The following is a 19,644-nucleotide window of genomic DNA, read 5'->3' on the forward strand; positions in this document are numbered from 1 at the left end:
AGCGGGCTGCCGCGGTGGCCCGGCTGTGCGGCCGGTCCGCCGATCGCCGATCCCGCCTCCTTCTTCCCTCTTCCCGTTCCGGACCCCGGGCCCGCCCCGTGCCGCAGCCGTGCCGGTGCACGCTGCCCGGTCCTCAGCGGCCTTGGTCACGGGCGCTCCGGCGCTCCGTCCCCACGGCCCGGGGCCGGACCTCCGCCACAGACTTCCACGCACCTCACCCTGAGGGAGCTCACCAGATGACGCGCGCGTCCAGCATGTTCGACCTCATCGGCAAACAGCCGGAGGACAGGCCCTACTTCGAGTCCGGCGGCGTCGGCCGGTCGCACGACTTCTACACCGGAGAAGAGCAGTACCGGCGCGAGATGTCCCGCATCTACGGCCGGCACTGGCTTCCGGTGGACCACGTCTCACGCCTGAAGGACAAGGGTTGCTACAGCACCCTGAACATCGGCAGCGGGTCCGTCCTGCTCCTCCACGGCGACGACGGCATCCAGGCGTACCACAACTACTGCCGGCACCGGGGCTACAAGCTCGTGGAGGAGGCCGGCGGCAAGCGGCAGAGCCTGGTCTGCCTCTACCACTGCTGGGTGTACGACCGCAACGGCAAGCTCAAGAGCCTCAACGGCACCTACTTCGACCACTTCTTCGACAAGGAGAAGAACGGCCTGCTGCCCGTGCGCACCGAGATCCGGTACGGCGTCGTCTTCATCACCTTCAGCGACGACGCCCCGGACCTCGACGAGTCCCTGGGCGAGTTCGGGGAGTTCGCGCGGGTCTACGAACTCGCCGACCTGGAGTGCGTCCAGGCCAAGGACTATCCGGTCGCCTCGAACTGGAAGCTCGTCGCGCACAACGTCAACGAGAGCCTGCACTTCCCGACCGCGCACAAGGACCTGCACCGCATCACCGACTTCGACGACGCGGGCACGTACGACCTCAAGGGCGACATCGTCGGGGCCTGGCAGTCCATCCGGGGCGGCTTCAACTCCGTCTCGATGACGGGGCACAGCCCGCGCACACCGATGCCCCAGGTGCCCGAGGCCGACCGGCAGCGGATCAACTGGATCACCATTCTGCCCAATTTGCTCTTCGGGTTCACGGCCGACTACGTGATGATGCAGTGGGTCTGGCCGGAGAGCCCCGGCACCTGCTTCGTACGGCACTTCTGGCTGTTCCACCCCTCGGAGACCGCCAAGAGCGACTTCTCCCACGAAGCCGTGTTCGCCCTGTGGGACAAGGCGAATCACGAGGACTGGGAGATGTGCGAGCGCACCCACCGCGGCCTGTCCAACCCGTTGTGGACCCCGGGGCAGCTCTCGCTCGACGAAGAGGTCGTCTCACAGATCGACTCCTGGGTGGCCGCACGGACCGCCGACCCCACCCAGCCCGCCGCGGCCGAGGGGCGCGCATGACGGCCAACTGCTATCTCATCGGGGGAACCAGGGTCCTCACCCGGTGCGCCGCACGGCTGCTCGACGCTGGCGTACGCATCGAGGGCATCCTCAGCGAGGACCCGGCGGTCGTCGCGTGGGCGGGCGAGCACGCCGTACCGGTGCTCGATCCGCGCGGTGACCTGACGGCGACGCTCTCCGGGCGGCCGTTCGACTACCTGTTCAGCATGGTGAACTTCCGCATCCTGACCGCGGACGTCCTGGACCTGCCCGAGGTCGCGGCGGTCAACTTCCACGACGGGCCCCTGCCCCGCTACTCCGGCAGCAACGTCCCGGCCTGGGCCCTGTACGAGGGCGCGACCCGGCACGCGGCGACCTGGCACCGGATGACGGAGGCCGTGGACGCCGGCAGCGTCCTGCTCGAACGCTGGTTCCCGGTCCGCGACCACTCCACCGCGCTGTCGCTGACGTACGAGACCGCCGAGACCGGCATCGAGCTGTTCGACGACCTCGTCCCGTACGTCGTGGCGGGCACCCTGCCCGACGCCGTCGACACCGGTGACCGGGAGCGGCGGTTCTACCGGCGGTCCGCGCGCATGGCGTCCGGCGGCCTCATCCACTCCGGTACGCCGGCCGCCGAGGCCGCGCGGATCTCCAAGGCCCTGGACTACGGCAGCTTCCCGAACCCGCTCGGCATCCCCACGCTCGTCACCGCCCAGGGCGCGGTGTTCACCCGGCAGGTCAGGCTCGTGCCCCGGAACGAGCCCCGCGCCGACACCGTCGTGCAGTCGGTGACCACCTCGGCGCTGACGCTGTCCGCACCCGACGCCGACCTGGTGCTCAGCGACTTCGCCGCCGTCGACGGGAGCGCCCTCAGCGGCCAGGCCGCCGCGCAGCGGCTCGGCGCCATCGAAGGCGCTCCGCTGCCCGCCGTCGACGAGGACCGGCTCGCCGCCATCGCCGCTGCCCAGCGGCCACTGCGCTCCCATGAACCGTGGTGGAGCGCACGGCTGCGCGACCTGCGCCCGGCGCCGCTGCCCGCCGACGACTTCAGCGCCGGCGCGGCACACTACGGCCGCTACGAGCTCGCATACGTCCCGTCCTCGTCCGAAGAGGCGACCGGTGTCGTCCGCGCCTTCCTCCAGGCCGTTGCCGAGCGCGCGGGCGAGCGGACCTTCGACTTCGCCTGGTCGCCGTCGGCCGCCCGCGTACGGGCCGGGGAGACCCTCGGCCTCGCCGCCGCGCGCTTGCCCGTACGCTTCGACGGCGACAGCGTCCCCGCACTGCGCCGCAAGCTCGACGAGGCTGCCGCCCGGCACGGCTACGCCGCCGACCTGGAGGTCCGGCTCGGCCTCGCGGGACGCCCCCTGGGCTCCGAGGAGCCGGTGTTCACCAACGTGATGGTCCTCGAACGCGGCGCGGGGGAGGAAGCCTCGGCCGAACCGCACACCGAGATCGCGCTGCTGTGCCTGCGGGACGGCCCGCCGGCCGTCTTCGTCCGCGAGACCGCGATGGGACGCGACGAGGCGCTGGAGTTCACCGAGCGGGTCGAGGACCTCGCCCTGGCCACCCTCCTGCACGGCGACGAACCGCGGCTCGCGCCGGGTGCCGACGCCGCCGCGCCCGATGCGGAGACGACGGCCGAACCGAGCCGTACGACCCTGCTCGACCTGTACGCCGCCGTGGCCGCCGACCGGCCCGCCGCCACCGCCGTCCGCAGCGGCACCCGCACCCTCGACTACGCCGCCCTGGACGCCTGGGCCGATGCCATCGCCGCACGCCTGCACGACCAGGGCATCGAGTCCGGATCGGTGGTCGGTGTCCTGGTCGAACGGGACATCGGCCTGGTCCCCGCCCTCCTCGGCGTCCTGCGCTCCGGCGCCGCCTTCCTCCCGCTCGACCCGGCGTACCCCGGGCAGCGGCTGCGGGCCTACGCCGAAGCGGCGCGGTGCGACCTGATCCTCACCGACCGCACCACCCACGCCCTCGGCGCCCGCCTGGGCACCGCGGTGCCCGTACCGGAGGCGGACGGGTCGGCACCGGCCGTGCCGCCGCGGGTCACCGCCGACGACCTCGCCTACCTCCTGTTCACCAGCGGCTCCACGGGCACCCCGAAAGGCGTGGAGATCGAGCACGGGGCGCTCGCCAACTTCCTCACCGGGATCGGCGAACGGCTGGGCGTCTCGGACCAGGACGCCGTACTCGCCCATACGACGGTCGCCTTCGACATCTCCCTGCTGGAACTCCTGCTGCCGTTGACCGTCGGCGGCACGGTCGTGCTGGCCTCCCGCGAGGCGGCGCGCGATCCGCGGCGCCTGGCCGAGCTGGCCGGCGAGGTGACGGTCGCCCAGGCCACCCCGAGCATGTGGCGGCTCCTGCTGGCCACCGGATGGACCCCGTCCGCGCGGCTCACCGTCCTCTCGGGCGGCGAGGCGCTGCCGCGGTCCGTCGCCGGGAGCCTGCACGCCTCGGCCCGGGCCCTGTGGAACCTGTACGGCCCCACCGAGGCCACCGTCTGGGCCTCCGCCCACCGCGTCACCACCGTGGACGCCTTCGTCCCGCTCGGCGCGCCGCTGCCGAACATGCGGCTGCACGTGCTGGACGAGCGGATGGAGCCGTGCGCACCCGGTACGACGGGCACGCTGTGGATCTCCGGCGCCGGGCTCGCCCGGGGCTACGCCCACCGGCCCGACCTCACGGCGGACGCCTTCACCGTCCTCCCCGGCACCCGAACGCGCCTCTACCGGACCGGTGACGAGGTACGGCTGCACGCCGACGGCGCCATCGAATGGCTCGGCCGCGTCGACGCCCAGGTCAAGGTGCGGGGCAACCGCATCGAGCCGGCCGAGATCGAGCAGGTGCTGGAACGGTTCCCCGGGATCACCGCCGCGGTGGTCGCCGCCGCCCGTTTCGAGGGCAGGGGCGAGCCCCGGCTGACCGCCTACCTGGTCGGCGACGACCTGCCCGCGCGGGCCCGGCTGGACGAGTTCGTCGCCGCCGCGCTGCCCGAGTACATGGTGCCGGACGCGTACGTGCGCATCGACGCGCTGCCCCTGACCGACAACGGCAAGGTGGCGCGGGCCCGGTTGCCGCTGCCGGAGCGCGACACGGTCCTGCGTGCCGATCCGGCGCCCGGCCCGGACGCCGCCGTGTCCGACAGCGCGGCCGAGCCCGCCGCTCCCACGGCCGTCCCGCTGACCGGGGAAGCGCTGACCGGCCTGATCGCCCGCGTCTTCGCCGACACCGTGGGACAGCCCGGCTTCACCGCGGACGCCAACTTCTTCGACTTCGGCGGCGACTCGGCCACCGTCACCATCGCCGCCGTACACCTCAGCCGTGAACTGGGTACGGAGGTCACCGCGCCGTCGATCTTCGCGACCGGCACCGCGGCCAAGCTGGCCCGGCTTCTGGTGGACGAGGGCCTGGTACGGACCGGCGAGCCGGAACGGGAAGCGGAACGCGAGGTGCACGCCCCCGTGATCCAGGAGGCGCGCCCCTCCGTAATCGCTGCCCCCGCATCCGTACGGGAGACGCAAGCGCCGGCGGAACGGCCCGCGACGGCCGGGCCTTCGGGCCCCGGGCCGGTGCCGCGTGAGACCCCTGACGGTGCGCTGGCCGTGATCGGGATGGCGTGCCGCTTCCCCGGCGCCGCCACCCCGGACGAGTTCTGGCGCAATCTGGCCAACGGCGTCTCCAACGTCGGTGACGCGCCCGCCGGACGGCGCGGCTGGGCCCATCTGTGGGACGCGGCCGAGGCCGACGAGGTGCGGATGGGCTGGGTCGACGGCGTCGAGTACTTCGATCCGGGACGCTTCGGCCTGACCGACCGCGAGGCCCGGCGCCTGGACCCCCTGCAACGCGTCCTGCTGAGCGTGACCGCCGAGGCCCTGGAGAGCAGCGGCCACGATCACACCTCGCTCGGCGGCGGCACCGGCGTCTTCATCGGCACGATCGCGAGCGACTTCCCGGACCTCGTGGCGCGGAGCGTCGGCCACGGCGACCCGCACATCGCCACGGGCACCGCGATCTCCATGGTCGCCAACCGGCTGTCGCACGTCTTCGACTGGTCGGGGCCGAGCCTGGCCGTCGACACGGCGTGCTCCTCCTCCCTCGTCGCCCTCCACCAGGCCGCCGTGCACCTGCGGTCGGGTGACATCGACGCCGCCGTCGTGGGCGCGGCGAACCTCATCCTGACGCCGGACAAGACGCGCGCCTTCGCCCGCAACGGCATGCTGTCCCCGCAGGGCGTATGCCGGGCCTTCGACGAGGGCGCCGACGGCTACGTACGCGGCGAGGGCTGCGGCGTCGTCCTCCTGAAGCGGCTCGCGGACGCCCGGCGCGACGGGGACCCGGTCCTCGCCGTGGTCCGCGGCACCGCCGTCAACCACACGGGCGGCAGCGCCGGCTTCCTCACCGCGCCCAGCAGGCCCGCCCAGACGGCCGTGCTGCGCCGGGCACTCGCGGACGCCGGGGTGGCCCCCGGCGACATCGGCTATGTCGAGGCGCACGGCACCGGTACGCAGCTGGGCGACCTCACCGAACTCGAAGCGCTGCACGCGGTCCTGGGCGAGGAGGCCGCGCACCCGGTCGCGGTGGGATCGGTGAAGACGAACATCGGCCACCTGGAGCCGGCTTCGGGCATCGCCGGGCTCATCAAGACGGTCCTCGCGCTCCAGGCCGCCAGTATTCCGCCGTCCCTCCACTTCACCAGCCCGAACGCGTCCTTCGACTTCGCGGCCTCACCGCTGTTCGTCGCCGACCGGCCGCTGCCCTGGGAGGGGCCGCGGATCGCGGGTGTCAGCAGCTTCGGCTTCGGCGGCGCGAACGCCCACGCGGTGGTCGAGGCCGCGCCCCGCGCCGCCGAGGACACCGCGGACCGCGACCGGCTGCCCCGGCTGCTGACCCTGTCGGCGGGATCGGATGCGGCGCTGCGCACCCTGGCGCACCGCCTCGTGCTGATGCTGGACTCCCCGTACTGCCCGTCCCTCACGTCCCTCAGCGAGGCGAGCCGCAGGCGCCCGGCGGCGGCACACCGGCTCGCCTGCGTCATCGACAGTCTGGAACAGCTCGACGACAAGCTGCGCCTGTTCCTGGCCGGCGTCGGCGAGGTCCGCTCCCTCCACCTGTGGGTGGCCGACGGCAGCGGGCGTACGGAGACAGTGACGGTCCGGGACGGGGCGGACCGGGCGGAACTGGAGGCGGTGGCGCGGCGGTTCGCCGACGGTGCGGACCTCGGCACCGGGCCGGGCAGGGCGGGCGTACGCTTCCCGACCGCGCCGCACGACGAGAAGTACCTCTGGCTGGAACCGGCGGAGCAGCCGCAGTCGACGCCCCCGGCGCCGGTCGCGGCCCGGCCCCGGGACACCGACGGGGCCGCCACGACCGTCCCCGCCACCGCCGCATGGACGCAGCTCCCCGAGGCCGCCGGACATGTGGTCCTCGGCAGGCCGACCCTCCCCGGGGCGGCCTATCCCGGCAAGGTGGCCGAACTGGTCGGACGGGAGCGGTTCGGCCTGCGCGACCTGACGTTCCGCGGGGCCGTCGAGGCGCCCGCGTCCCTGTCGGCCGAACAGGACGGAGCACAGGTCGCGTTCCGCGACGGCAACGGCGCCCTCGTCTGCACCGCCGAACTGACCGCCCCGGAACAGCCCGACCTGCTCGCCCCGCGGTCCGGCAACGGGTTCACGGCCGTCGAACTCGGCGCGTTCTACCGCACGTTCGAGCACGCCGGACTGGCGTACGGAGCCGCCTTCCGGACCGTCGCCGCCCTGTCCACCGCACCCGGGCAGGCCATGGGAGAGCTGCGCGCCGAGGCCGCACCCGAGGGCGTGGTCGACGCGCGGCTCCTCGACGGGGCCTTCCAGATCGCCCTTGCCGCGTGCGACGCCCAGGGCCTGTACGTACCGTTCGCCGTCGAACGGCTCACGGTTCTCGGCCCGGTCCCGGCCACCGCCCGCGTCCATGCCCGGCGTGAGCGGGAAACCGGCCCCGACTCCGGCCTGCTGACCGCGAGCCTGGTGATCCTCGACGGCGACCAGCCGGTGCTGGAAGCCCGCGGCATCACGTGGAAGCGGCTGTCGGGCGCGCCGTCGGGCGGTATTCCGCGACCCGGTACGGACCGGAGCGCCGGCGCCGTTCCGGGCCGGCCGGTGGCCCCGGCCGCCGGGAACGACGGCCGTCCTGGTCCGGTACGGGGCGACGACCTCGACGCCGCTCTTGCCCGTTGGGTGGCCGAGGCCCTGGAAACCGGTCTCGACGAGCTCGAACAGGACCGCCCGTTGCAGGAGCAGGGGCTCGATTCCGTGCTGGCCGTCGCGCTGGCACAGGACCTGCGGGCCAAGCTGGACGTCGACATCCCCGTGACCCTCGTCCTGGAAACCGGGTCGGTCGACCGGCTCGCCGCCGTGCTCCGCGAGGAATACGGCGTCACCACCGCCCCCGGCGAAGCCGCGGACGCGGAGGAGCCGGACGCCACACCACGCGAGGCACCACCCGCCCCCGTGACCGGGCCGGTCAGCACTCCCACGGCGCGGGACGTCGGCACGGCCGGCCCGGAGCGGGACGACATCGCCGTCATCGGCGTCGACGGAGTCTTCCCGAACGCCGCCGACACCGGGGACCTGTGGCGGATCATGCTCGACGGCGCGGACTGCCTCAGTGAGGTGCCCGCCTCCCGCTGGGACATCGACTCCTACTACGGCACCGACGGCAAGCCCGGCACGGTGTACCTCAGACGGGCCGGCTTCGTCGACGGGCTGACCGACTTCGACCCCGGGTTCTTCCGGCTGTCACCCGCCGAGGCCCAGTGGATCGACCCGCAGCAGCGGCATCTGATCCAGTCGGCCTGGCGCGCCCTGGAGGACGCCGGGCTGGCGGGCGCGCCGGACCGCTCCACGGGCGTGTTCGTGGGCGCCAGTTACCAGCACTACCGTGACCTGGTCGTCGGCGACGTCGTGGAGACCGCGGCCGGGCTCGGCAACCACAACGCGATCCTCGCCAACCGGCTCAGCTACTTCCTCGACCTGCACGGCCCCAGCATGACGGTGGACACGCTGTGCTCGTCGTCGCTGGTGGCCCTGCACACGGCGGTGCGCAGCATCCGCGGCGGGGAGTGCCGGCAGGCGATCGTCGCCGGGGTGCACCTGGGCATGTCGCCCCAGTACTTCCAGCTCGGCTCACGTCTGCGGTCGTTCTCGCCCACCGGCAGGTCGCGTGCCTTCGACGCCGGCGCGGACGGGTTCGTACCGGGCGAAGGAGTCGTCTCGGTCGTGCTGAAGCCCTTGGCGGCGGCGCTGCGCGACGGGGACCGGGTGCGCGGTGTGATCCGTGGGACCGCGGTCAACCACGGCGGCCGCACGAGCGGTCTGACGGTTCCCAGCGGTGCGGGCCAGCAGGAAGTGGTGGCCGCTGCGCTGGCGGACGCGGGCATTTCGCCGGAGTCGATCGGCCTGGTCGAGGCGCACGGCACCGGCACCGGACTGGGCGATCCGATCGAGGTGGAGGGGCTGACGCGGGCCTGGCGCCGCTTCACGCAGCGGTCGCAGTTCTGCGCGCTGGGCTCCGTCAAGAGCAACATCGGCCACCTGGAACCCGCGGCAGGGCTCGCGGGGCTGGTCAAGGTCCTGCTGGCGCTGGAGCACGGGATGGTCCCGCCGACCGCGCACGTACGGCGGCCGAACGACCACATCCGGTTCGAGGGAACGCCGTTCTACCTCGCCGACCGGCCCGTCCCGTGGCCGCGTACGGACGGGCCGCGCCGCGCGGCGGTGAGCGCCTTCGGCATGGGCGGCGTCAACGCGCACGTCATCGTCGAGGAGGCACCCGACGCGCCCGTCCCCACGGGTCCGGCGCAGGACAGCCACCTCGTACGGGTCACCGGTGCCGACGAGGCCGCCGTGCGCGCCCTCGCCGCCGCCTACGCCGACCAGGTGGTCGGCACGCCCGAGGACCGGCTGGGCGACGTCGCCTTCACCGCGAACACCGGCCGCGCCGCCCAGCGCCACCGGGTCGCCGTGCACGGCGCCACGGCCGGTGAGCTGGCCGGCCGGCTCACCGATGCCGCGGCCGGGCGTACACCCGTCGTCCGGCACACCGGCAAGCCCGCCACCACGGCCTTCCTGTTCACCGGCCAGGGCTCCCAGTACCCCGGCATGGGCCAGGACCTGTACGCCACCGAGCCGCACTTCCGCGACGCGCTGCACGAGTGCGCCGACCTCCTCGCCCCGCACACCGACGTGCCGCTGCTCGACCTCCTCTGGGGCGACGCCCGCGACCTGCTGGACCGAACCCGCTACGCGCAGCCCGCCATCGTCAGCGTCGAGGTGGCGCTGGTGCGGTACCTGGAGGCCGCCGGGGTCCGCCCCGACTCCGTCGCCGGGCACAGCCTCGGCGAGCTGACCGCCGCCTGGGCCGCCGGTGTGCTCTCCCTGCCCGACCTGCTCCGCCTGACCGCCCTGCGCGGACGGCTCATGCAGGACCGGCCGGCCACGGGCGCCATGGCGGTCGTCCACACCGACGCCGACACCCTCACCGCCGCGCTGCGGGACCACCCCGGGCTGGAGATCGGCGCCTACAACGCGCCCCGGGTCCACACGGTCACCGGCCCCGCCGACGCGGTCGCCCGCTTCCGCGAGGAGACCCCGTACCGAACCCAGTCCCTCACGGTCAGCCACGCCTTCCACTCCGCCGACATGGCACCGGCCGTCGCGCCCTTCGCCGAGGCCGTGGCCGCCACCGCCCTCAAGCCGCCCGCCATCCCGTTCGCGGACACCCTGACCGGAACCTGGCACACGCCGGACTCCGCGGTCGACCCCGGGCACTGGGCCGAGGCCATCCGCCGGCCGGTGCGTTTCACCCAGGCCCTGACCACCCTCGCCGGGACCGGCCCGCAGGCCGTCTGGGAGATCGGCCCGCACCCCCACCTCACGCCCCTGGCCCGGGCCGCCCTCGCCGAGCCGCACCCCTTGTGGCTCACCACCCTCCACCGCGGGCGCACCAGCCAGGTCCAGCTGCACACCGCCCTGGCGGCCCATCTCAACCACACCGGCGCCGACCTGAACTGGCACGCGCTGCACGAGGGCAAGCAGCACCGCACGACCACCCTGCCCACCTACCCCTTCCACCGAGAGCCGCTGGCCGCGCCCCCCGCTCGCCGCCGCGTCAGGCCGAAGGCCGACAGCCACCCGCTGTTCGACCGCCACTACGAGCACCCGAGCGAGGCACCGTGACGCACCGAGCCGAGACCTACGAGAAGACCTTCGCGGGCCACGAACCGCTCATCGCCCAGCACCGCGCCGCGGGCACCGGGCTGCTGCCCGCCGCGGTGCAGCTGGAGATGGCGCTGGCGGGCGTCGCCCGGCTCGGGGCGTGCCCTCCGCTGGAGCTCACCGACGTGACCTTCCACCGGCCCCTCACCATCGCCGACGACGCGACGGCGGCCGTCCGGCTCGATGTCACCCACGCCGCCGGCACCCGCTTCGAACTGAGCGTCATCGTGGCGGGGGAGCGCCAACGGCTGTCCGCCGGCCGCGGCCGTCCGCTCCCCGAGGGCTCGATGCCCAAGGCCGCCCCACAGGTGACGGCCGCGCACACGGTCGCCCCGGACGACCTGTACGAGAGCTGGGCGCGGGCCGGCCTGCGCTACGGGCCCGACTTCCGTACGGTCCGTGAGCTCACCGCAGGGGACGGCACCGCCAGGGCCGTCCTGCGCAGTGACGCCGAACCCATGCCCTGGCTGGCCCACCCCCTGCTGACGGACGGTGTGTTCCAGGTCGTCAGCTGCGCCCTCCAGGACCTCCCGGGAGGGAGCGGGCCGCAGCCCATGCTGCCGATCGGTGTCGCACGCATCGCCGTGTACGCCGATCTGTCGGTGCTGGCGTCCGGCGCCACCGTCCTGGTCCGCCGGACCGGCGCCGAGGGCGCCTACTCGACGGCCGACGCCGTGCTCCTCGGCCCGGCGGGCGAGGTCGCCGCGGAATTCGACGGCGTACGGATGCGCCGTACGACCGCGGTGGGCCCGGCCGCCGGGGCTCCGGAGCGGTCGCTCTCGCTCGTCTCCCGCGTCCGCTGGCGGCCCGCGCCCGGCCCGGAGCGCGAGCCGGCGCAGGGCACCTGGGTGATCCTGCACCACGGCGACGACATCGGTGAGCTGACGGGGCGCCAGCTGCGCTCCGAGAGTGCCCGGGTGGTGGAGGTCCGCCTCGGCGACTCCGGCGAGCACCTCGTCCAGGGCGGCGACCGCCTCGTCATGGCACACGCCGACGAGGACGGCTTCCGGCGGCTCTGGGAGGCCGTGGGCGAGCCGGTGACGGGCGTCGTGCACCTGTGGAACACCACCGAAGCGACCGGTGACGGCGCGGAGGAGAGCGAATTGCGCACCGGGCTCCACGGGTGCTTCGCCGCCTTGAAGACGCTCGGCGAACGGCAGCGCACCTCCCGTTTCCTCGTGGTGACGCGGCACGCCCAGCCGGTCGTGGACGACGACACACCCGTACCCGCCCGTGCGGCCCTGTGGGGCCTCGTCCGCACGGCGGCCATCGAGTACCCCGGCCTGCGCCCCCGTCTCGTCGACCTCGACGACACCGTCGAAGCGCTCACGGCGGAACTCGGCGACGGACCCACGGAAGTCGGTTACCGGAAGGGCGTGCGCCACGAGCCGGTCCGTGTTCCCGGGCAGCGGTCCCGTCCGGCGCGCCGGTCCATCAGGCCGGGCGGCCGCTACCTCGTCCTCGGCGGACACGGGGGCCTGGGACTGGAGGTCGCCCGCCGGTTCGCCGCGGAGGGGGCCGGACTCGTCGCGCTCGTCAGCCGGCGCGGTGCGGCGGGTGCGGACCCGTCCCGCCTGGCCGGAGCCGGGGCGGCGGGCTGCACCGTCGTGTCGTACGCCGCGGACGTCACCGTCCCGGGGCAGCTCCGGGACGTGGTGGCACGCATCCGCGGCGAGCACGGCGAACTCCACGGCGTGGTCCACGCGGCGGGCACCCTCAAGGACGGACTGATCCGGTCCACCACCGTCGAGGACGTCACCGCGGTGATGCGGCCCAAGGCGGACGGCGTCCGCGAACTCGCCGCCGCCGTCGACGGAACGGACCTCGACTTCGCCGTCCTGTTCGCCTCGGTCTCCGGCACCTTCGGCAACCTCGGCCAAGGCGGGTACGCCGCCGCCAACGCCTACCTGGACGCCTTCGCCCACCGGCGCGGCGCGCCCTGGCTCAGCGTCGACTGGGGCCTTTGGGGCGAGGTCGGCATGGGCACGGCGGTCGCGGACCAGCTCCGGCGCCGCGGCGTCCGGCCGCTGGGCACGGCCGAGGCCCTGGACGCGCTGACCGGCGTCCTGGGAGGCGACGCCCGCCAGGTGGTCATCGCCCACCCCGACGGCGCGGAGCCCCGCCCCGGCGGCACCGGGCCCCGGCCGGACGCCGGTGACCGGCACGCCACCGAGGCCACGCCGACGCGGGCCCGCCCGGAGAGCGACGGCTTGGTCGGCGTGCACGCCGAAGCGGGCCGGGAGCGGGTGGAGGACGAGCTGGAGCGCTTTCTCGCCGAACGGCTCGGCGTGACCCCCTTCGACCGCCGGGTCCCCCTGGCCGAGTACGGCATGAGCTCCATCATGAGCGTCGAGCTGTCGGAGGAGCTGTCCCGCCGGTGGGACCTCCACCTCCCGGCCACCCTGTTCCTGGAGCACGGCGACTTCGCGGACCTCGCACAGGCGTTGACGGACCGGTACGGGGCGGCCGGCGCGGTGCGGGCACCGGCCGCCCGGGAAACCCGTGAACCGGCGCCGCCAACGGCACCGGCAGCACCGTACGCACAGGAAGCGCGCGAGCGCGGCCCGGCCCCGGCCGCGGCTCCTCGGCGGCCGGACACCGGACCGCGCACGGACGTGGCCGTCGTCGCCGTCTCCGGCGACCTGCCGGGAGCGCCCGAGGTCACCGGTCTCTGGCCGCTGCTGCGCGCCGGCCGGCACGCGTTCACCGAGATCCCGGCCGAACGGTGGGACATCGACGCGCACTTCGAAACACGCGGCCCCCACATGACCGGGACCTACTGCCGCATCGGCGCCTTCCTCGACGGCATCGACCGCTTCGATCCGTCGTTCTTCGGGATCTCCGTACGCGAGGCCGAGGAGATGGACGCCCAGCAGAAGCTGCTGCTCGAACACGCCTGGTCGGTACGTGACGAGAGCGGGCTCGCCGGCCGCCGCGACATCGGGGTCTTCGTCGGCGCCACATACACCCACCACCGGGACGCCCGGGGCCTGGACACCGTCGGACCGCACACCGCACTCGGCTCGCTGAACGCCGTGCTGGCCAACCGTGTCTCCTACGCGCTCGACCTGACGGGCCCCTCACAGACCGTCGACACCCTGTGCTCCTCCTCCCTCGTCGCCGTCCAGCAGGCGGTCGCCGCGCTGCGTGCCGGCACCTGTGCCGCCGCGATCGTGGCGGGCTGCCACGTCGGGCTCACCCCCTGGTACTACCGCAGCCTCAGCCAGCTCGGCGCGCTGTCGCAGAGCCCGCCCCGGCCCTTCGACGACCGCGCCGACGGCTTCGTGCCCGGAGAGGGAGCGGTCGCCGTCATGCTCAAGCGGCTCGCGGACGCCGAGCGCGACGGCGACCGGATCTGGGGCGTGATCCGCGGCGCGGCGGTCAACCACGGCGGCCGCGGCAGCGCCCTGCCCGTGCCCCGCGGCGAGGCCCAGGCCGCGGTCATCCGCGCCGCCCTGGCCGATGCCGGCGTGGCCCCGGCGGACCTCTCCCTGATCGAGAGCCACGGCACGGCGACCCGGCTGGGCGACCCGATCGAGATCGCCGCCCTCACCGAGGTGTTCGGCGGCGACCCGGACCGCCGCGCACCGCTGCCCATCGGCTCGGTGAAGGCCAACGTCGGACACCTGGAACCGGCCGCGGGGCTCGCCGGACTGGTCAAGGTCCTGCTGTGCCTGCGGCACGGGGAGATCCCGCCCCTGGCGGGCTTCGAGGCACCCGGCACGCGCCTGGACCTCACCGGAGTCCCCTTGGTGATCCCGACGGAACCGCTGCCGTGGCGCTCCGACGGGCTCCGCCGGGCGGGGATCAGCGCCTTCGGCATGGGCGGCACCAATGCGCACATCGTCGTGGAGGAGTGCCCCGCCGCACCGCCCGCCACGGACACCCCCGTGCCCGCAGGACTGGACGAACACCTCCTGCTCCTGTCCGCGCACACGCCGCGGGACCTGGCCCGGCGCGCGGCGGACCTCGAACGGCTGCTGCGCGCCGAGCCGTCGGCCGCGGGTGCGCTGTGCCGCTCGGCGGCCGTGGGACGCGACCATCTGCGGTACCGCGTCGCGGTCCTCGGCTCCACGGCCGACGCCCTGCTGGCCGGGTTGGCGCGGACCGTGCGCCAGGGTGGCGAGCCCGACGGCACCGTCCTGCGCGACGGCGTGGTCCTGGAGCACGGGCCCCGTACGGCCGGCACCGCGCTCGCGGCCCGGCTGGCCCGCTTCACGCCGCACACCGCCGAACGGCTCGCCGCCCGGCTGCGCGTACCGGACGACCGGCTGAGCACCGGACTGGCCTTCTTCCACGTCGGCGGCGGAACCGTCGACTGGAGCCAGGTGTACGAGGGGACGCCGGCCCGCCGCGTCACCCTGCCGCCCTACCCCTTCCGGACCGCGACCTCGCGGGCACACACCCCGGAAACGGAAGACACCGACGAACCGGACGGCACCGTACACCGGCTGTGCCGCGCCCACCGCGTCTTCGCGGAGGAGACCCTGCCCGGCGCGCTGCCGCTGGCCATGGCGCTGCGCGACGCCGACGTATTACGGCGGGTCGCATTCGTGGGCCGGGGCACCGGACTCCACACCCTCACCAGCGACCTGGACGACCCCGGCCGCACGGGACCGGTCACGTTCCGGTTCGGTGACCGGACCGTCGCCCGGCTCGACACGGGCCGCGCGGACGAGGCTGCGGACGAGGCCGCGGACGGGACGGACGGCGAGCGCGACATCGACGCCCTGCGCGCGGAACTCGACCGGACGCTGGAACCCACCGGCCTGTACGCCTGGCTCGCGGCCAGGGACATGGAACTGGCCGCACCGCTGCGCTCCCTCACCGACATCCGTTTCGGGCCCGCCCGTGTGCTCGCCCGGATCGACGGCCCCACCGGCGGCCGGCTGGAGAGTGCCGTGGTCGCCCTCGACGCCGCTCTGCAGAGCATGGCCGTCCTGACCCTGGCCGACCCGGCCGCGGCGCCGGCGACCTACCTGCCGGTGTCCATCGGGCGGGTGCTGCGGCGGGACGATCCGGCGCGGGCGGCCTACGTACTGCTCGACGCCGACGGCACCGCGCCGGACGGTGTGCGGCGCGGACACGCCGACCTGCTGTCCGCGGACGGCCGGGTGCTGGTGCGCCTCGAAGACGTGTCGTACCGGGCGGTGACGGGGAAGGGCGTACCCGAAGCGGCCGAGAAGCCGGAGGACCCGCGCCACCCGGCCGTGGTCGCGCAGCCGCCCGCCGGGGAGACGGCCACCCTCGCCGCCGTGCTCGCCGTCGTGCGGAACGTCCTGCACGACCCGGGCGTCACACCGGCCACCTCGCTGTCCTCCGCCGGACTCGACTCCCTGCTCGCGACGGCCGTCGCGGCCGGCATCGAGGAGGCCCACGGCGTACGGCTGAGCCCCACGGACGTCCTCGACGCGGCGGACTGCCGCGCCCTGGCCGCACGGGTCGCCGGGGAGACCGCCACCGGGCCCGCCGTCACCGCCGCCGCGGCGCCGCCCGGCCCGGAGGACATGGCCGTCATCGGCCTCGCCCTCGCCCTGCCGGGCGCCCGGAACCCGGCGGAGCTGTGGTCGCTGCTCACCCGGGGAGACACCCGGATCGGCCCCGCACCCGCCCACCGCTGGGGCGCGTACGGGCGGGACGGCGCGACCGACACCGGCGGCTTCCTCGACAACATCGAGGAATTCGACGCCCGCTTCTTCGACTTCTTCCCCAAGCAGGCCGAAGCCCTCGACCCCCAGGCCCGCTGGCTGCTCCGCACGACCTGGGAGGCACTGGAGTCGGCCGGCCTGCCGCCGCGCAGCGTCCCGCCCGCCACGGGCGTGTTCGTGGGCGCCAGTTACCAGCACTACCGCGACTACAACATCCCCGCGGAACTGGACGCCCACAGCGGCCTCGGCAACCACAACGCCTTCCTGGCGAACCGGCTGAGCCACTTCCTGGACCTGCGCGGCCCGAGCATGACGGTCGACACGCTGTGCTCGTCGTCGCTGGTCGCCCTGCACACGGCGGTACGCAGCATCCGCGACGGCGAGTGCGAACAGGCCGTCGTGGCGGGCGTCCGGGTCGCGATGTCGCCGCTGCACTACGTGGCCATGCGCAACCTGCGGGCCCTGTCGCCTTCGGGTGCGTCGCGCCCCTTCGACGCGGCGGCGGACGGATTCGTGCCGGGCGAGGGCGTGGTGTCGGTCGTGGTGAAGCCGCTGGCGGCGGCGCTGCGCGACGGGAACCGGGTGCGCGGCGTGATCCGGGGGAGCGCGGTCAACCACGGGGGCCGTACGAGCGGCCTGACGGTGCCGAGCGCCCGCGCGCAGGGGGACGTGGTGCTCGCGGCCCTGGAGGACGCGGGTGTCCCGCCGGAGACGATCGGATTGCTGGAGGCGCACGGTACGGGGACGGGGCTGGGCGATCCGATCGAGGTGGAGGGGGTGTCCAGGGCGTGGCGGGGGCGCACCGGTCGTGCGCAGTTCTGTGCGATTGGTTCGGTGAAGTCGAATGTGGGTCACCTGGAGCCTGCTGCGGGTCTGGCGGGGTTGGTGAAGTGTCTGCTGGCGATGGAGCACGGGGTGATTCCGCCGACGTTGCATGTCACGCGTCCCAATGACCACATCCGGTTCGAGGACACACCCTTCTACCTCGCCGATCGTGCGCGTCCTTGGCCGCGGGACGGGCATCCGCGCCGTGCGGCGGTCAGCGCGTTCGGCATGGGCGGCGTCAACGCCCACGTCATCGTCGAAGAACCACCGGCGGCACCGGTCCGTGCCGAAGCGCCCACGGGAAACCACCTGGTGCGGCTCACCGGTGCCGACGAGGCCGCCGTACGCGCGCTCGCCACCGCCTACGCCGACCGCTTCGAGACGGCACGCGACGACTGGGAGACCGCGGACCTCTGCCACACGGCCAACGCCGGCCGTTCGTCCCTGGAGTTCCAGACGGCCGTCAGCGGGGGCGACGCCGCCGAGCTCACGGCGGCGCTGCGTGCCGTCGCCTCCGGCAGTGTGCCGATCGCCCGCGCCGACGACGGCCTGACCGCCGAGCAGGTCCTCGGAGGGCCGCTTCCGAGCGGCGGGCCCCGACAGCACACCGCCGTCGTCGAGCTGGTGAGGGCCGGATACCCGCACGTCGACTGGGCGGCGCTCTCCGCGCCCGGAGCCCGGATCACGGACTTGCCGACGTATCCGTTCGCCGCGCAGAAGCACTGGCAGCAGAAGTCCTGGCAGCAGAAGCACTGGCAGCAGAAGCACTGGCACACGCGCGGGGAAGCAGCGGCCGAGTCAGGGGCCGGGCGGCACCCGGAAGCGCTGCGGGTCCAATGGGAGGTTGGTGAACTGCCGGACTACGCAGGGCAGTTGGGCCGTAGTTCGGTGCGCGTCGTCACCACGGACACCGTCCTGCGGGACGCGCTCACGGCGGCGCTCCGCGACCGGGGCGCGGCCGTCGGGGAAACCGGGCTCGGCGCGGACACGATCGTCGTGGCGCACACCGCGGACCCGCAGGCCGACGGGTCGTACGACCTGGGCGCCTTCTGGGCCGAACTCGGCGCCCACATAGCGGCGTTGCCCGCACACGGCACGCTGATCCGTGCAGGACACCACGGTGTGGCCGTGCACGCGGCGGAGCGCGGGCGGCTCCGGCCGGAGGCAGCGGCCATGGCCATGGCGGTACGGGCGGCCTGCGCGGAGAGCCGTAAGCACTCCGCGGTCATCGACCTGGACCCCGCCGACCCGGTTGAGGTCCACGCCCGCCAGCTCGCCGCCGAGTACGCAGCGCTGCTCCACCGCGCCGGCAACGTCCCGGAAGCGGACGCGTCGTCCGGCACCTTCGCGGCCTACCGCAGCGGCGTCAGGTACGTACCGAAGACGGCCGCCGCCGCTCCCGGGCCGTCGTACGAGCCGTCCGGCGCGGGGTACTACCTGGTGACCGGCGGGCTCGGCGCGGTCGGACGGCACCTGATCCGGCGGTTCGTCGACCGGGGAGCGCGGCACGTCGGCGTGGTCGGACGGTCGGTGATCGACGAGGCCCCGCTGCGGGAGCTGTCGGGGCAGGCCGAGCTGCGGTACATGCCCTGTGATGTCTCGGACGCGGCGGCCCTGGCCGCCGCGGCACGGGAGTTCGGGGCGCGCTGGGGCCGCTTGCTCGGCGTCGTGCACTGCTCCGGCGGGGTCAACCCGTTCGGCGCCATGCACCGCAGGGCCTGGGACGACGCCGCGAAGGTGGTCGCCCCCAAGGTGCCCGGCTCGCTGAACGCCGTACGCCTGGCCCAGGCACAGGGCGCCGACTTCGCGGTGCTGGTGTCCTCGGTCGCGGGCGCCCAGCCGCGGGCCGGCCGGGGCCTGGTCGACTACAGCCTGGCCAACGCCTATCAACTCGCCCTGGCCGAGCATGAGAACGACGGACCCACCACGGTCACCGCGCACGCGTGGCCCAACTGGACGGGCACCGGCATGGAGGCGGACGCGTCCTACTCCGCCGTGCATTCCCTGGGCGCCGACGAGGCGGCGGACGCGTTCCTCGACCACGTACGGTCCGGGGGAGCGGTCGTCTTCCCCGGCCGCGCCGCCCCCGCCCCGGAGCGCACCGCACCGTCCGCGACGCGCGGCGCGGCCACGCGGATCCGCGCGGTGATCCCCGCGCCGGCGGCCGGCGGCCGGGACCACGAGGTGATGCGCCGGCATGTGCGGGACGCCTTCGTGCAGGTGCTGGGCGAGGACCCGGGCGACCGGCCGATCCAGGCGCTGGGACTGGACTCCCTGGTCATCGCCGAACTGACCGCCGCCCTGGAGCGGCACGGCGGCCTCGACGTCGATCCCTCCCTGCTGATGCGCGCCCGCACGGCCGACGACATCGCGGCCGGTCTCGCCGCGGCCGCCCCGGGCCGGACCGCCTCCCCTGCCGAAGCGGCGCCCCCGGCCCCGTCCGCGCCCGCCGGCGAGCAGCGTGTCCCGACGCTGAGCGACCTGCTGCACCCGCTGCTCACCCGGGACCGGTGA

The 19,644-nt window shown here is 74.5% G+C and carries 3 protein-coding genes; all 3 read left to right on the forward strand.

The features are described 5' to 3' along the window. Positions 1 to 236 precede the first annotated feature (236 nt). Genes ADK86_RS19300 through ADK86_RS19310 form a run of 3 tightly spaced genes read left to right on the forward strand, consistent with a single transcriptional unit; the run spans position 237 to position 19,644 of the window. Positions 237 to 1,412, forward strand: a complete 1,176-nt coding sequence (locus ADK86_RS19300) for an aromatic ring-hydroxylating oxygenase subunit alpha (RefSeq protein WP_234345931.1) — start codon at positions 237 to 239, stop codon at positions 1,410 to 1,412. Next, positions 1,409 to 10,618, forward strand: coding sequence for a type I polyketide synthase (locus tag ADK86_RS42395; protein WP_053697678.1), 9,210 nt, complete (start codon positions 1,409 to 1,411; stop codon positions 10,616 to 10,618). Before ADK86_RS19300 ends, ADK86_RS42395 begins: the two co-directional genes overlap by 4 nt. Then, complete coding sequence (locus ADK86_RS19310; protein WP_053697679.1) at positions 10,615 to 19,644, forward strand: SDR family NAD(P)-dependent oxidoreductase; 9,030 nt, start codon at positions 10,615 to 10,617, stop codon at positions 19,642 to 19,644. The genes ADK86_RS42395 and ADK86_RS19310 overlap by 4 nt, the downstream gene beginning before the upstream one ends.

The sequence above is a fragment of the Streptomyces sp. NRRL F-5755 genome (assembly GCF_001279365.1).
Taxonomy (GTDB): Bacteria; Actinomycetota; Actinomycetes; order Streptomycetales; family Streptomycetaceae; genus Streptomyces; species Streptomyces rimosus.

Bases quoted from the DNA above. Each gene is read 5' to 3' on its own strand.
- ADK86_RS19300 (WP_234345931.1), top strand. From the start codon at position 237: ATGACGCGCGCGTCCAGCATGTTCGACCTCATCGGCAAACAGCCGGAG.
- ADK86_RS42395 (WP_053697678.1), top strand. From the start codon at position 1,409: ATGACGGCCAACTGCTATCTCATCGGGGGAACCAGGGTCCTCACCCGG.